This window comes from Marinobacter sp. DSM 26671 (genome assembly GCF_900112835.1).
Taxonomy (GTDB): Bacteria; Pseudomonadota; Gammaproteobacteria; order Pseudomonadales; family Oleiphilaceae; genus Marinobacter; species Marinobacter flavimaris.
In genome coordinates this window covers 1-15537 of record NZ_FONF01000038.1, presented here as the reverse complement: position 1 = coordinate 15537, position 15537 = coordinate 1, and the positions used below count along the sequence as shown (strand labels likewise).

Genomic DNA, 15537 nt, shown 5'->3' with positions numbered 1-15537 from the left:
ATACTTGCCGACCACGCCCTTGGAGAGCCCGCAGGCACGGGCAATGCGCTCATGGCTCAGGCCCGCTTCGTACTTGAGGCGCAAGACCTCGATGATCTGTCGCATGGAAATCCTCGCTGCCGGCATCCGCCCTTCCTCGTGATGAAAAAGAAACGGGTATGCCGGATAAAGTTGAAGAATTCCAGCGTGTTGGCAGTGATTCCGGCATCGTGACCGGCGATTCCGGAAAAACGCCCGAAATCGGTCACGATAAAACGGAATGAGCGGTCACGATCGCCCGGAACAGGCGGTCACGTTCAAACGGAATGGGTGGTCACGATGGGCCGGAATATGCAGGAACGCCCTATGAATTCCGCAATCCGTTTTACCAGCGCCGCACTGTTCACAGCCTCGTTTGTTACTGCGCCCGTCGCATTAGCTCAGAGCAACGTGGAGAGGGACCAGTCAGGCCCGTATGTCAGCGGCAGCTACGGTGGCTACAAATCACACGGCGGCGAGTTCGAGGACGAAAACGATCTGCTTGGCGCCGCTGTTGGCTACCAGTTCAATCCGTTTTTTGCCCTGGAGGCCGAATACATTGATTTCGGCAACTTTGGCGAGGACGACGTTGAAGGCAAGCTGAAAGGCTTTGGCCTGAGTGCTGTTGGCCGTCTGCCTCTGACCGACAGCTTCGGCGTCTATGGTAAGGCCGGCGCGTTTGCGTCTGCGTTCGATGTTGATGCATTCAACGAAAGTGAAACCTACGATGAAGTATCGCCCTTTGTCGGCGCCGGTGTGGATTTCCGGGTAACGCCTGCGCTGACGGCATTCGCGGAATACAATCGCTACAACGTCGACATTGATAAAGAGGACTTCAACGGCCAGGTAACCAACAGCGGTCCGGAGTTTGATACCGGTCGGGTCGGCCTGAAATATCAGTTCTGATCAGTGCAGGGCGCAGCGCGAGGCTGCGCCTTTTCCCGTTTACTGAACGTTTTCCTGCTCGCCAAACTGGCCGGCGAATAACGCGGTGGAAAGATAACGCTCGGCGGTATCCGGCAGCACCACCACAATGTTCTTGCCCTGGTACTCCGGCTGCTTGCTGATGCGTACTGCAGCCACCACGGCTGCTCCGCAGGAAATACCGCAGAGAATGCCCTCTTCCTGCATCAGCCGATGGGCCATGTCCATGGCCTCCTCGTTGGTGACCGTCTCCACCTGATCGACCATTTCCAGATCCAGATTCTTCGGCACGAAGCCCGCACCGATGCCCTGAATCTTGTGGGGCGCCGGTTTGATGTCTTCGCCGTTCAACATCTGGGTGATCACTGGTGAATCGGTGGGTTCGACGGCAATGGTGGCGATCTGTTTGCCCTTGGTGCCTTTGATGTAGCGGGAAACGCCGGTCAGCGTGCCACCGGTGCCCACGCCCGCCACGAAGATATCGATTTCACCATCTGTGTCTTCCCAGATTTCCGGGCCGGTGGTGTCCTCGTGGATTCGGGGGTTGGCCGGGTTCTGGAACTGCTGGGGCAGGAAATAGTTATCCGGGTCTGACGAGAAGATCTCTTCGGCCTTGGCGATGGCACCCGGCATGCCTTTGGCAGGTTCGGTCAGCACCAGTTCGGCTCCCAGTGCCTTCAAGACTTTGCGACGCTCAAGGCTCATGGAGGCGGGCATGGTCAGGATCAGTTTGTAGCCCCGGGCGGCTGCCACGTAGGCCAGGGCGATACCGGTATTGCCGCTGGTGGGTTCCACAATGGTCATGCCCGCCTTCAGGGTGCCGCGCTTCTCGGCGTCCCAGATCATGGCAGAGCCGATCCGGCATTTAACGGAATAGGCCGGGTTTCGGCCCTCAATCTTGGCCCAGATCGTGGCGCCGTCGTTCACGCGGTTCAGTCTGACCAGTGGGGTGTTGCCGATGGACAGGGAATTGTCCTCGTAGATGCGAGCCATGGCGTTCTCCTTGTTACTTTGTTTTTATTCAGTCTAGCACCACTCAGGAACCCACTGAACGCGCTTCCAGCCGGTTGCGACCGTTCTGCTTGGCCTGGTAGAGCGCCTGGTCTGCCTGTCTGAGAAACTCTGCTGGCGAGTCGTCGGGGCCCGGTATGCCAGTGGCAAGGCCAATGCTGATGGTGAGGTGAACGTCGTGTTCTCCGCATACCGAGCAGCTTTTTTCGACGTGTTTGCGGAAGGATTCCAGCCGGTTGCGAATTTCGCTGTTGTCCTCATAGCTGGCGAAAATGACGAACTCTTCGCCACCGAAGCGCGAGAGCCGGTCGGTTTCCCGCCGGAAATGTTTGCGCATAAGCTCTGCCAGTGTTTGCAGGCAGATGTCGCCTGCTTCATGGCCGTAATTGTCGTTGATCCTTTTGAAGTGGTCGGCGTCGACCATGGCCACTGCGAAGCCAGAATGGTGGCGCTGGCACCACTGGAAGCTCTTTCGGAATTCCTGGTCAAAGTAGCTTCGGTTGCCCAGCTTTGTCAGGTCGTCGGTAACGCTGAGTTTCGCGAGCGTCTCGTTGGCCTCGGTCAGATCATGGTTGAGGCGATTCAGCTTTCTATTCCAGTAAACCAGCAGGAAAGCGATCACAATGGCGGCGATCGACAGTTGCCAGATCAGGGTGTAATCCACAGGCTCTTTGAGGCGGATGTTGCGCCACTGCCTTTCGAGGTCTTTGCGTTCCTGGGTGGTAAGGCTGGATACCAGTTTCTGCATGATGCCCAGAACAACAGGCTCTTCTTTCCTGACCGCAATAGACAGCGACCAGTCTGCTGGAATCCGCCCGATGACCTTCAAATCAGCGAGGCCCAGTTCCTGCATATAATAACTGGCGGTTGCCAGAGTCGTGATGTAGCCATCCAGTTCGTTGTTCTGCAGTTGTCTCAGGCCAGATTGCTCATTCGGAACTTTGATCAGGTTCAAGGAGGGATAGCGGCTTTGAAGCAGCTCTGCGAACGCATAGTCCTCGACAACACCGATTTTCTGGCCGCGAAGATCGCCCACGCGCTCTATGAAGGGAGCTTCGATCCGGCCGAGCACAACGGTGGGCACTTCAAGATAGGGTTCAGTAAAGTTGAGGAACTCTAACCGCTCTGGCGTTTGCATCGCCATGGTGAAAATCTGGCATTTGCCCTGTTTGATCGAGGCAATGGATTCGGTCCAGCTGTCCGTGGCAACCAGTTCGAAGTCCACGGGTGATCGTTTGGAGAAGAGTCTTGCAACTTCCGCCGATAATCCGGCATGCCTGCCTTCTTCGTCCAGGCCTTCCAATGGGAACCAGTCCGGGTCAATACAGTAGTTAAGTTGGTTGTTGTGGGCCTCCAGCCAGGCGAGTTCAACCGCGTTCAGAGTCACTTCACCGGTTTCCGGGATGTCCATGTCGACACTGGCACCAAGCCAGCGGATCTCGATGGTGTGCATTTCTTCCGGTGTAATTGCTGCCAACGCATCGTCGAGTATGCCTACCAGTGGTGAAAGTCCCGGTCTCACACCGAACCGCAGATCTTCTCCAGTCTGTTCCTCCAGCACGAGTTCTCCGGCGATCCGGACACCCGGGATGCCCAACTCTCGAATCCAGAAGTTGCCATTGGGCAGGGCGGCCAGAACAACATCCACCTCGTCTCGGGATAGCGCCTGGAACATGGCCTCCTGGGTCGTGAATATTCGGGCATTTTCGCCCAGGGCCTCTCTGACAGGCTCTTCGTAGTAAATACCGGAACCCAAGGCAACACGCTGATCTTTGAGATCAGCCAGAGTCTCGGTTCTCAGGGTTGGGTCCCGGGTAAAGGCGACATTCGGGATGGTGTGATAGGGCTTGGTAAAACGAGTGAAAGCCTCCCGTTCCGGTCTGAAAGACATGTTGGCCAGGACGTCGATCTCGCCATCCCGGAATAATGGCAACAGTTCTACCCATTGCCCCTCAACCGGTATCACCTGTAATCCCGTCAGGTCCGATATCCGATTGAGGATATCAACGGTCAAGCCGTGAATTCGTGTCCCGCTTTCGAAGCTGTAGGGTGCGTAATCCCGCATCAGGCCAACGCGAACAGGGCCCGTTTCAGCAATGAACCGGCGCTGTTCTGGCGACAGGGAAAAACTGGTTCCGCTTACGAGGCTGTTACCTCCAAGGTCCTGCCAACGCTGAAGTAGTTGGCTGATTCGCTCTTTCGGGACCTGTTCCAAACCAGAGGCGATCTTCCGATACAGGTCCTCGTTGGACTTTAAAACGCCAATGCGGAAATCTTCGGTCGCCAGATCGCCGAGTGGCGCGGCGCCGGCAATTTCGAGAAAACCGAATCCGGCCTTGTTGGCATAGTATTGGAGCGTAAGCCTGGGGCCGACAACGACGTCAACCCAGCCGAAGGCAAGGGCCCGAATGAGGCTGTGAACGGAATCGTAGCTCGTGAGGGAGACACCTTCTGCCTGGAGGGCGTCGCGGTAGTACACGTCGCGCACAATACCTACCCGAAGTCCCTTGAGATCTGAAAGGGTGCTGACCTCCCCCAGTGGCCTCTGGGTGTTGTGCATCAGATAGGTCTGGCGAAGGTGGTAGGGCTCAGTGAACAGGATGTTCTCTGCACGCTCGGCACTGAACGAGATGCCGTCGATAACATCCAGTTCGCCCCGCAAAAATGCATCGTAGATTTCCGGCCAGCTGCCGGCGCGAAACTGGAAGGTCAGATCGGCCTTGCGGGCGACTTCCCGAAGCACATCAACAGAAAAACCGGAGGCGCCGGGGCCATCGTCGAACGAGTAGGGTTTGTTGTCGCCCACGATGCCGACAGTCACGGTGTCGTCCGCCTGTTCGGACATCGCCAGTGGGGATGCGAGCAAAAGGCAAAGGGCCCAGAGGACTGTCGCGGCCACGCTCCGGTATCGAGTTTCTTTGTGAGTATCGGAAGTCTTCATCGGCGAGCCGGCGATCCTTTACAGCTTCGACTTAAGTGTAGCCTTAACCGACTCGATTGAACATTACTCAGGTGCTCACTGGGCGGCCGGTGTAATCGGAGAAGTCCGGCTTTTTCGGATGATGCTGGTCGTCTGTCATGTACGCCGAGGTAAGAATGAATTCGGCAGTTGCGCGGTTGCAGGCTACGGGAATGTTCCAGAGCGCGGCAATGCGCAGCAGGGCCTTGATGTCCGGGTCATGGGGTTGAGGTTCCAGGGGGTCCCAGAAGAACACCAGCAGGTCGATTTCGCCCTCGGCGATCTTGGCGCCGATTTGCTGGTCGCCGCCTAGCGGACCGCTTAGCAGGCAATGGATATCGTCCCGCTCCAGGTTATCCCGGAGCAGCCGGCCGGTGGTGCCGGTGGCGTAGAGTTTCAGTGGAGCGAATCGGGTGCGGTTCTCGGCAACCCAGTCCACCAGTTCCTTTTTCTTGTTGTCGTGTGCCACCAAAGCGACGGATTTTACGGCCATTTGGGGTAAAGTCTCCTGTTATCAAGGTTTTTACGGTGTCAGTGTTTCACAGGCTGGCCCGGTTCGGAATAGGAAAGAGGTTTATGTCCGCGACAACATCGTTTGACTGGCAATCCACACCGGCGGCTGTCTGGCGTCGGCATCGCTCGGGGCTGCGCGCCATCCGCCGGCTCGATCCGGTGCAATGGCAGGATCTGAAGGGCATCGACCGACAGCAGCAGGCTTTGGCCCGCAATACCGAGCGGTTTCTGGCCGGTGAACCCTCCAACAACGCGTTGCTCTGGGGCTCACGCGGCACCGGCAAGTCGTCGCTGATCAAGGCGCTGTTGAACCGCTACCAGGAGCGAGGGCTGCGGATGATCGAGGTGGACAAGGATGATCTGGTCAACTTGCCGGAAATCGTTGACGACATCTGCGAGCTGCCGTTCCGGTTTGTGATCTTCTGCGACGACCTGTCGTTTGACGTTGGTGAGTCCAGCTACAAGGCCCTGAAAAGTGTACTGGAAGGTTCCCTGGAACTGCCCCCGGAGAATGTAAGGGTGTATGCCACCTCCAACCGCCGTCATCTGATGCCGGAGTTCATGTCCGATAACCTCAAGAGCGAAATGCGCGACGGTGAGCTGCACCCGGCCGAAGCCATCGAAGAGCAGGTGTCCCTGGCGGACCGGTTCGGTCTTCAGCTTTCGTTCTATGCGTTTTCGCAGGCTGTGTACCTGCAGGCGGTGGACGCGCTGTTCCCCGACTTTGATGACCGGGAAGGCCTGCATCGGGAGGCGATCCGCTTCGCCACTGCCAAGGGCGTACGCAATGGTCGCACGGCCCAGCAGTTTTACCGGCAGTTTGCCGGCGAGCAGGATCTCGGCAGGCTGAAGTAGCTACTGCCGTTTTGCCATCTTGATGAAGTGATGGTGGACCACCCGAACCCCGAGAAACACCAGGGTCATTACCACCGGAATGGCGATGCCCAGAACCAGGGTCTTGTTGAAGACAACACCGGCTTCGTAAACCGAATCCAGCCCGAATTTGAGCAGGCCGATCAGGTAATAGGTGATGGCCACCACCGAGAAGCCTTCCACCGTATGCTGCATCATCAACTGGATCTTGGAGCGCCGGTCCATGGAACTGAGCAATTGCTGGTTCTGGCTCTGGATGGCCAGTTCCACCCGGGTGCGCATCATGTCCGAGGCCCGGTCGACCCGTCGGGAAAGGTCTTCCAGCCGTTCGCTCACCGCTTCGCAGGTTTTCACTGCCGGAGTCAGCCGGCGGGTCATGAATTCGGTCAGGGTCAGGTGGCCGGAGAGTTCGTCTTCCCGTAATTCCTCCAGGCGGGTCAGTACCAGCCGGTGATAGGCGCGGGTGGCAGAGAAACGGAACGTGGAGTGGGCCCGGAAGGCCTCGATACGGGCCGCAATGTTGGTCAGCTGGGCCAGCAGTTTTTCTTCGTCCACATCCTCATTTTCCGCCAGTGACCGGGTGATCACGGCCAGTTTTTCATCCATATCGTTCAGCGACGGTGTGATTTCCCGGGCAACGGGGAGTGCCAGCAGTGACATCAGGCGGTAGGTTTCGATTTCCATCAGGCGCTGGGTCAGACGGCCCAGCTGGCTGTCCGACATGTGGTGGTTCATCACCATGAACCGGCCAAAGCCGTCACTGTGTAGCCGGAAGGTGCCCCATACCCTGGCGGCACCCTCCTGGGGACTGCTCCCGACCAGTCGCATGCCTTCGAAGTGCTTGCGTACATAGTCCAGGTCGCCTTCGGTTCCGTCAGCGGCGGGCCGTACTTCCAGGTGGAATGCCGCAATCACTGTACCGGTCAGCTGTTCCAGCCACTCCTCGGGCAACGGTGTAATGCCGGTCTCGCTGAAGGGTGTTTCCTCACCCGCAGCCAGGTTGATAAAGGTGTAGGACGCGAATTCCATGTGCATCTCGCGACGTACCCGCAGGGCACCGAAGGTATGTTCAAAGCAGCCCACCTCGTTCTCCGGGACCGGATGCCCCATCAGCCGATGAAGTTCCTGCAGGTGCCGGAATTGTTCCTGCCGTTGCTCAGGTGTTGTCAGAACCGCCATCTGGGTAACCCGCGCCGGTGTCGGTAGCACCTGGAACGGCCTTGAGTGCAGCTCGTTGTAGAGATCGTTCCGAAGCGGGTGAATGTCGAGGGATTCCAGGCGTGCGCTCACGGCAGGGTGGTCCTGTGGTCAAGAGTGGATAGCTGGGATCATAACCCGGAAGCACACACCGTCAATGCCACCTTGGGCGCGGTTCCGGGCTTCCACATGGGCACCATGGTAGTCGGCAATCAGGTTGACAATGAGCAGCCCCTGTCCCAGGTGGCCCTGTTCCTGGCCGTCCCGCATTGAAACGAAGGGGCTGAAGATGTCAGTTGTTGTGTCTTCGGGCAGCGTTGAACCCTCGTTGAAGACCGACAGACACAGCCCTTCCGAAGTTGTTTCCAGGCCCACCTCAATCAGGCCATCCTGTGGTGTGAAATCCCGGGCGTTGTCCACCAGCTTGTCGAGCAGTTGCACCATCAGTTCTGGCGAACCCGTGATCTTGCAGCCTGCCTGCGGCCCCGAATAGCGGATCTGATGGCTGCTGTCGAGGGCCTGATACGCAGCGGTTGCTTCTGCGGCCACCTCCGCCAGATCGAACTGTTCTTTATCCGCATGGTCCAGGCTCTGTTCCAGGCGCGCCGCTTCGCTCATGCCATGGAGTATCTGCCGGAGGCGTTCGGTGGCGGAAGCGGCCCTTTCGATGTATTGCCTGCGCTCTTCCTCCGAATCGCTGTGGTTGAGGTTTTCCAGCGAGGAACGAACTACGGCGACAGGTGTTTTAAGCTCGTGAGAGAGTCGCCGGGAGAAGCTTTCCAGGTAGCGGTTGTACCCGTGGAGACGATCCACCATCAGGCTGAAGTGTCGCTGCAACTGGCCCAGTTCGTCCTTGCTTCGGGCATCCGGCACTCTGCCTGTGATCCGGCCGTCTTCATCAATACTGGCGCTGACAGCACGCTGCAGTCGTGTAATCCGCCAGGAGAGCCAGCTGGCATAGCCAAGCAGAACCAGGGTGAGAGCAACAATGATGAGGGTGCTGCGGGCAATGACCGAGCCGAGGGCAGAGCCGGAGAGAGTAAGAAGCTGATCCAGCGATTGCTCCAGAATCAGCGTGCGGCCACCGAAAACCTCCCGGGTGGTCAGCAGCCAAACGCTGTCATCTTCATGACGGACCAGGCTCGTTTCCGGTAGCGCCTCAACGTCCACACGGTTGGTGTCGGTTTCGATTGAGGTGGGTTCTGGCTGGTAGAGGCGTACCAGGCCTCTGAGTGCATTGAGACTGATCTTTTCGATCACCTGCACCGGGCTGAGACTATCGAACTCTGGCGCTGTGACGGCTGAGTCAGCCTGTTGTCTCGCGATGACCCATCCGGCCGGTTCAACCAGTCGGGCCTGCTGGCCGGGGTTAAGTTGTGGTTCCAGCTGTCGCTCCAGGGCGAGATTTCGACTGACCAGCACCGGCAATGGATCAACCGACGTGGAGACGCCGGTTACCTGATCACTGCCCCATAAGGCCGCAAAACCCAGGCGGCTGCGGTCGACAGGCATGGGCAGTTTCAGTTCCAGCTGCCAGCCATCACCGGCGCCCTGCAAAAAGCCGGAGAGGCGATAGTCAGGCTGGCCGCCTTTCTCTTCAAGGCCATAGAGCTGGCCGGGAGCCGGTGTGCGCAGTAACCAGGACTGCCGGCCGGATTCCTGGGCCAGGTTGCCGCCTGAGGGCTCTAGCCAGAGCCTCAGCCGGTCATGGGCCTGTTCCGGGCTGCCGGGATTAAAGAACACGGGTTGCCTATGGCTAACGCGAATTAGCAGGTACAGGTTCCGTCTATCGGTAGCGGCCTGCCATTGCAGAGCCGTTTCCCCGGCTTTGCCGCTGGTGACCCTTTGCCAGTTTCTGGTCTGGTTTGCCTCGTCATATCCTGGCCAATCGTCAGCGTAACCATCCAGGTTCAGGTTGCCGGCAAAAGGTTCCACGTAGATGGCGGGCTCACCGGGCCGGACCACCGGCGTACCGATGATCTGATCGCCGGCAGTCGCGGCCAGTCTTTCGGCCTGGGCCTGGAGTTGCTGCCGGGCCTGTTGGCGAAGGGCATCGTCCAGCTCCAGAACAAACTGAAGGCCCGCCCAGGGGATCAGCAGCATCAGAAGGCTGGCAACGAACAGCTGGCGCTTGAGATTCAAGACTCAGACCTCACGGGCGTTCCACCGGTAGCCCATGCCGTAGGCGGTCTGTATGCCGTCAAAAGTTGCGTCAATCTGCTGGAACTTGCGGCGGATACGCTTGATGTGGGAGGTGACCGTATTGTCATCCAGCACCGTGCTTGCGGCTTCCATCAATTGTTCCCGGCTGCGGACATGGCCGGGGTGCTGAACCAGCGAGTGCAGCATCCAGAATTCAGTGACGGTCAGGTCGATGGGCGTTTCATCCCAGGCCACTGTCATGCGATCCACATTGAGGGAGAGTTTGCCCCGCTCGAGCACCTCGTCCGGTTTCTGGAGGGCTTCGGCCCAGGCATCGGCCCGTCTGAGCAGGGCGGTAACCCGGGCCAGCAGGTGGTCCAGGCTCATGTCCTTGGTGACGTAATCATCGGCCCCAAGGCGCAGGCCGTGGACGGAATCGATATCGCTGTCACGGGCGGTCAGGAAGATGATCGGCAGGGTCTGGGACAGTGACCGCAGATCCTGACACAGGGCAAAGCCGCCCTCCGGTTCGTCGCCCAGGCCGACATCGATGATGGCCAGGTCCGGCAGTGACTGACGCAGCACCTGCCAGGCAGAAGACCGGTCGCCATGGGCAGTCACACGATAGCCCCGGCGCTCGAATGCGGCGCGGTAGTTGTCGCGGATGGCCGGTTCGTCTTCGATCAGTACAACGTGTTTCTTCATGGTGGCGGCTGCTTCCCCTTGCCGGTGTGTGCCTATTTAACCACGGCAGGTGTTGATAACAAGTTCGAAGGGCGTTGTTGCCACAATTCATCATTTTTCGAGGGCGGTTTGTCGCAATCTGCCATGGGAGTTCCTTTCCGGATTGCTGAAATGGCGGTGTTTCGCACAGTCATGCAGTCACAAGGATTCCCTCATGATTATTTCCAGTTCCCTTCTAAGGTCTTATTCACGTCCGTCCGTTAACAGCGGCCAGCGAATCCGGTTAAAGCGCTGCCTGGAGGGCATCAGCCTTTGGCTCGCCGTGATGTTGATGCTGTTTGTCCACCCACTCTATGCCGAGGCAAATGAGACCGACAACGTTGGCCAGTTCCATTTCGTTGACGGCCAGGGTCAGTGGCAGGAGCCGGCCCTGGTTCTGGAGAGCGATTTCGATGTGCGGATCAGCGGTTTGATTGCCGACTCCCGGCTGCTGAGGCGTTTTCGAAACACCAGCGACCAGTGGCGGGAGGGCGTGTTCGTATTCCCGTTGCCGGAAAAGGCCAGTGTGTATGGACTGACCATGAAAGTGGGCGAGCGGACGATCGAAGGCAAGGTGCAGCCGAAGGAGACGGCGCGCCGGACCTATGAGAAAGCAAAACAGGCCGGGCAGCACGCGGCGAATGTCGAGCAGCAGCGGCCGAATCTGTTTACCGCACGGGTGGCCAACATTCCCCCGGGGGAGACGGTATCGGTGGAGCTGAAGTATCAACAACCGGTGCAGTATCAGGCCGGCGTGTTCGAACTCACTGTGCCAACCACGCTGACGCCCCGTTACATGCCGGGAAAGGCGCTCAGTGCAGCGCCGGATCAGTGGCAGGGTGGTTGGGCAGTGCCGACGACCGAAGTGCCGGACGCCGGTGCCATCAGTCCCTTTACGGTCAATCCGGGTGATGTGGCGGATGATAGCCATCGGGCGGTGATCAATCTGGTGATTGATTCCGGGCTCCCCCTTGAGAGCGTCTCCAGCCCGTCGCACCGACTTGCGACCAGTCAGGACGGCCAGACGTTCAGAGTTCGTCCCGATGGGGGCGAAATCCTTATGGACCGGGACTTTGTGGTGCGCTGGCGCCCGGTTGCCGGGCTGGAGCCCTCGGCAGCGGTGTTCCATCAGTCCTGGGAAGGAGAGGACTACCTCATGGCCATGCTGGTGCCCGGAGAAAGCGGCGCCATGGCGTTGCCCCGGGATCTGGTGTTCGTGATCGACACCTCCGGTTCCATGGCGGGCGAATCGATCCGCCAGGCCCGAGATGCTCTTCAGGCCGGTCTGGACACACTGACACCGAGGGACCGGTTCAATGTCATCCAGTTCAACAGCCAGACGCATTCCCTGTTCATGCAGCCTGAAGTGGCCACCGGTAACAACCTTGCCCGGGCGCGCCAGTATGTGGATCGCCTCCGTGCCGACGGTGGCACCGAGATGGCTCCGGCCCTTTCCAGAGCCCTGGAAGGCGGAGGCGAGACTGAAGACGGCGCACGGGTGCGCCAGGTCATTTTCATTACCGATGGCGCTGTGGGAAATGAAGCTGCGCTGTTCCGGCAGATCCGCCAGCAGCTTGGGAACCAGAGGCTGTTTACGGTGGCTATTGGCTCTGCGCCGAACCGGCACTTCATGCGCGAAGCCGCCCGCTGGGGGCGGGGTACCTACACGGCGATTCACTCGCCTTCCGATGTGGATGGACCTCTGCAGGCCCTGTTCTCAGCCATGGAGTCACCGGTTCTGACCGATATCGGGGTCAACTGGCCCGGCCAGAAAGCCGGTCAGGAGTCGTTTCCGAGACGCCCGGGCGATTTGTTCCAGAGCGAGCCGCTGATTCATGTGGTCCGTGGCGTCCCGGCCATGGGGCAGCTGGAGGTTTCGGGGCGCCTGCCGGGTGGCAGGGACTGGACCAGAACGCTCGATCTGCAGCAGGCCGCTCCCGCAACGGGGCTGCATCGGCATTGGGCGAGGGAGAAAATCGACAGTTTGGAGGATGAGGCTAAGGTCACTGGCCGGGAGCCGGATAAGGCCGGCCTGACCGAGCTGGCGGTTCAGCACGGCCTGATGTCTGCCTACACCAGTTTTGTGGCCGTGGATTCCACACCCGCCCGAAGTTCAGAGGCGCCCATGGAATCGGATAGTTTGCCCACTCTTCTACCGGCGGGCAGCCAGGCGGGCATGTTGCGCTATCCACAGACGGCAACATCGGCGCCGTTGCTGATCGCGCTCGGTTTGGTGGGGTTGATGTTTTCACTGGCGATTGTGCTGCTGCAGAGGAGGGCGTTCTCATGACCCGGCTTCTGCTTCTGTTATTGACCAGCTCTGCTACCTTGTTGGTATTCGGGTTATGGATTCCGCTCAAGGCGGTAATCGCCCAGGAATTACTGGCGATCGCCTGGGCTGAAAGCCAGGCCCGGCAGACGGAATCGCGTCCCTGGCCCTGGGCGGACACCTGGCCGGTAGCCCGGTTGGCTATTCCGGAACTGAACGACTCGATGATTGTTCTGGCCGATACTCATGGTGAGAGCCTGGCCTTTGGGCCGGGCCGATTAACCGGGGGCGCAGATGTTGGGGGAGCTGTGATCATTGCCGGGCATAGGGATACACATTTCCGGAGCCTGAAAGCACTGGAGACCGGCAATGAGGTGCGTCTGCAGGGAAGGGATGGCCGTTGGCAGAGTTACCTGGTGGAGGGTGCCCGGGTGGTGGACAGCCGTTCAGAGCTGATCGATACCCAGCGTCTGCCAGAGGGGACGCTTCTGCTGGTGACCTGTTACCCGTTCGACAGTGTCGACGCCGGTGGGCCACTGCGATACGTCGTCAGAGCCTCGGCAAAGGGTAAACAAAGGGAACAAATTGACACTGTTGCCGGAATATAAAGTTGGCGTACACTTGTGCGCCAAAATTTCGCTGCAGAGTTTGGTTGCATGGGTATTATCAGAAAACTGCTGGCGTGGCTGAGCGTACCGATCATTTGCCTGTTCGCGCTCGTGTTCTACGCGGCGAGGCCGTTCAATCCGGACAACAACCGTATCCTGGCGCGCGTCGTCGCTCGTTTCGGGCGGGCGGTTCTGGGTATGGAGCGCCCTCTTGAAGGCTGGGAAAACATGCCGCAGGACCGGCCTACCGTCGTCATTGCCAATCACCAGCACAATGACGATCTGTTTGTTGTGGGCGACTTGTTGCCGCCGCGCACCGTCACGGTTGGTAAATCGTCACTGGTCTGGGTGCCTTTCTTTGGCCAGGTCTTCTGGCTGGGCGGTAACGTTATCCTTAATCGCGGACGCTCCCACAAAGCCATTGCGGTCATGAAGGCCACCAGCAGCGCCATCGCACGGGATCGAAAGAGCCTCTGGGTGTTCCCCGAAGGCACTCGCAGCAGAGGCCGGGGACTGCAGAAATTCAAGAAAGGCGCGTTTCACGCAGCGGTAGCATCGGGCGCGCCCATCACCATGGTCTGTGTTCAGGAGTACGCCGATGAGGCCGTCGGCTGGACCGGCCGGCGTGAGTCAGTGGCCATTCGGGTTTTACCGCCCATCGAAACCGAGGGTCTCACGGCTGATGATATTCCGGAGCTGATCGAGCGTTGCCACAAAAAAATGTCGGAGACGATTGCCACATTGTAATCGCCTCGTCTGGAAGTGCTTGAAGCACTTCGGTAAACAGGGCAGTCTTGCGGGACTGATCGTTTCGTTCAACGACCCTCAGGGAGAGGCAAGAGATGAATCTGATTTTGTTTTTGATTATAGGCGGTGTGGCCGGTTGGCTGGCTGGTTTGATCATGAAGGGCCGTGGTTTTGGCATTCTGGCCAACATCGGTATCGGTATTGTCGGCTCGTTTCTCGGCGGTTTTGTGTTCCGCCTTCTCGGTCTGGCGGCCCAGGGTGCTGTTGGTGAGCTGGTCACCGCAACGGTAGGCGCTGTGTTGCTTCTCGCTATTGTTAGTGCAATCAAGAAGGCCTGAGCATGATCGTACCCGTAACCGGAGTGTTTGCCGCAGTTATCGGCATTCTTTTGCTGGTGTTGTCGGCGCAGGTCGTCAAATTTCGTCTGAAGTACAAAAAGGGCCTGGGCGTCACCGATGATCGGGATTTCGAGGCCGCGGTCCGGGCCCACGCCAACCTGGTGGAGTATGCGCCACTCGGTCTGCTCATGCTGGCTATCGCTGAGCTCAACGGCGTTTCCAGTACTCTGATTTACTGGACCGGTATGGCGCTGGTGGTTGGCCGCATTCTTCATGCCTTCGGCATGATCAACGGTCGCGGTGGCACCCATTGGGCCCGTATGATCGGCATTCTGCTGACCTGGCTGGCGATTCTGGTGACAGCCTTATTGCTGTTGTGGAACGTCTGGCAGGTTTATGGCTAGACCAGAAAAGAACGGGCGGCCAATGGCCGCCCGTTCTGCTTTCAGCAACCCGGTTTTATAACCGGTCAGTCTTCAACCTGGCTCTCATCCTCCAGGATAAGCTCTACTTCTTCCGCATCCAGTACCTGAGGCTCATAGGTCAGTCCCTGTGCCTCGATCACGCTTACAAAGGCTTTCAGGTGGCTTTTTGATCCATCCAGCAGGTTGGAATAGGCAAGAATGATGGCGCGCTCATCGGTTTGATTAATCGCGGCCAGAATATCTCTCATATCCTTCTCTTCGATCAGGCCCCCCACGAACAGGCCATCAACAAACGAGTTTTTTCCCTTGGCAACCAATTCGTCATACAGGGCCTGAAGTTCCTGATTGGTGAATACGCCGATCGTGTCATTCACTACCGGGTCTTCAACATCAAACTTTTTCAACAGGTAGTCTACGGTGCTGGTATGAGATTCTTCGGACAGCGCGATTCTTGCGAATACCTGCGTTCTGTCGCCCCAGTGTCAATGGCCATTTATTTTGACCCACCTTTGGCCAATAAAATTGACCCACCTTTCATAGTCTAGCCTGTCGTTTTCTGCTTCAGCCGATAGCTTTCTCCTCCCAGCATAAAGATGTGTGAATGGTGGATGACCCGATCAATGATCGGCACCGCCACGTTGTCGTCGTGGAAGAACTCGCCCCAACTGGTGAAGTCCTTGTTGGTGGTGAGGATGATGGACCGGTATTCGTACAGGCTGTTGATCAGCTGGAACAGGTTGTACCGGGCCTGCCGCGTCATGGGCAGGTAACCCAGTTCATCGATGACCAG

Annotated in this window: 14 protein-coding genes and 1 pseudogene; 7 read left to right on the top strand and 8 right to left on the bottom strand. The window is 58.5% G+C overall.

What is annotated here, in order from left to right; translation table 11 throughout:
- Nucleotides 1-345 precede the first annotated feature (345 nt).
- Nucleotides 346-924 (top strand): outer membrane beta-barrel protein, encoded by a 579-nt coding sequence (locus BM035_RS21220; RefSeq protein ID WP_014578628.1) that lies wholly within the window; start codon nucleotides 346-348, stop codon nucleotides 922-924.
- A 39-nt stretch (nucleotides 925-963) separates the two neighbouring features.
- Here BM035_RS21220 and cysK read toward each other — a convergent pair whose 3' ends face one another.
- The 3 genes from cysK to BM035_RS21205 form a co-directional block, all read right to left on the bottom strand.
- Nucleotides 964-1935: a cysteine synthase A gene (cysK, locus tag BM035_RS21215; protein WP_092034294.1), complete on the bottom strand. Its 972-nt coding sequence runs from the start codon at nucleotides 1933-1935 to the stop codon at nucleotides 964-966.
- 43 nt (nucleotides 1936-1978) lie between these two features.
- A complete protein-coding gene (locus BM035_RS21210) occupies nucleotides 1979-4894 on the bottom strand; it encodes a transporter substrate-binding domain-containing protein (protein ID WP_254775552.1) in 2916 nt (971 codons plus the stop codon).
- 67 nt (nucleotides 4895-4961) lie between these two features.
- Nucleotides 4962-5405 carry a methylglyoxal synthase gene (locus BM035_RS21205; RefSeq protein WP_008175765.1) on the bottom strand — a complete coding sequence of 148 codons (444 nt, stop codon included), beginning with the start codon at nucleotides 5403-5405 and terminating at the stop codon, nucleotides 4962-4964.
- An 83-nt stretch (nucleotides 5406-5488) separates the two neighbouring features.
- On the opposite strand from BM035_RS21205, the gene BM035_RS21200 reads away from it, so the two are divergent.
- Nucleotides 5489-6280: an ATP-binding protein gene (locus BM035_RS21200; protein WP_092034293.1), complete on the top strand. Its 792-nt coding sequence runs from the start codon at nucleotides 5489-5491 to the stop codon at nucleotides 6278-6280.
- Here BM035_RS21200 and BM035_RS21195 read toward each other — a convergent pair whose 3' ends face one another.
- From BM035_RS21195 to pdsR, 3 genes are read right to left on the bottom strand one after another with little or no spacing between them, the layout of a single operon-like run.
- Nucleotides 6281-7588, bottom strand: coding sequence for a DUF3422 family protein (locus BM035_RS21195; protein ID WP_092034291.1), 1308 nt, complete (start codon nucleotides 7586-7588; stop codon nucleotides 6281-6283). It lies immediately after the preceding gene.
- Nucleotides 7589-7606: 18 nt separating this feature from the next.
- Nucleotides 7607-9637 carry an ATP-binding protein gene (locus BM035_RS21190; protein ID WP_008175771.1) on the bottom strand — a complete coding sequence of 677 codons (2031 nt, stop codon included), beginning with the start codon at nucleotides 9635-9637 and terminating at the stop codon, nucleotides 7607-7609.
- 3 nt (nucleotides 9638-9640) lie between these two features.
- A complete protein-coding gene (gene pdsR / locus BM035_RS21185; protein ID WP_008175773.1) occupies nucleotides 9641-10342 on the bottom strand; it encodes a proteobacterial dedicated sortase system response regulator in 702 nt (233 codons plus the stop codon).
- A 193-nt stretch (nucleotides 10343-10535) separates the two neighbouring features.
- Between pdsR and BM035_RS21180 the strand changes: the two genes are divergently transcribed.
- The 5 genes from BM035_RS21180 to BM035_RS21160 all read left to right on the top strand — a co-directional run bounded on the left by BM035_RS21180 (nucleotide 10536) and on the right by BM035_RS21160 (nucleotide 14726).
- Nucleotides 10536-12650 carry a marine proteobacterial sortase target protein gene (locus BM035_RS21180; protein ID WP_092034289.1) on the top strand — a complete coding sequence of 705 codons (2115 nt, stop codon included), beginning with the start codon at nucleotides 10536-10538 and terminating at the stop codon, nucleotides 12648-12650.
- Nucleotides 12647-13237, top strand: a complete 591-nt coding sequence (locus BM035_RS21175; RefSeq protein WP_053113239.1) for a class GN sortase — start codon at nucleotides 12647-12649, stop codon at nucleotides 13235-13237. Before BM035_RS21180 ends, BM035_RS21175 begins: the two co-directional genes overlap by 4 nt.
- A gap of 48 nt (nucleotides 13238-13285) precedes the next feature.
- Entirely contained in the window at nucleotides 13286-13984 is a 699-nt protein-coding gene (locus tag BM035_RS21170; RefSeq protein WP_014578620.1) for a lysophospholipid acyltransferase family protein, read from the top strand.
- A gap of 95 nt (nucleotides 13985-14079) precedes the next feature.
- Nucleotides 14080-14322, top strand: coding sequence for a GlsB/YeaQ/YmgE family stress response membrane protein (locus BM035_RS21165; RefSeq protein ID WP_008175780.1), 243 nt, complete (start codon nucleotides 14080-14082; stop codon nucleotides 14320-14322).
- Between the two features lie 2 nt (nucleotides 14323-14324).
- Nucleotides 14325-14726 (top strand): MAPEG family protein, encoded by a 402-nt coding sequence (locus BM035_RS21160; protein WP_041645712.1) that lies wholly within the window; start codon nucleotides 14325-14327, stop codon nucleotides 14724-14726.
- A gap of 65 nt (nucleotides 14727-14791) precedes the next feature.
- On the opposite strand, the pseudogene BM035_RS21155 reads toward BM035_RS21160, so the two are convergent.
- Nucleotides 14792-15202 (bottom strand): annotated as a pseudogene (locus tag BM035_RS21155) (DUF2202 domain-containing protein); the annotation flags it as partial.
- An 86-nt stretch (nucleotides 15203-15288) separates the two neighbouring features.
- Nucleotides 15289-15537 (bottom strand): ATP-binding protein (locus BM035_RS21150; protein ID WP_175497445.1); only part of this gene is annotated, 249 nt, incomplete at its 5' end.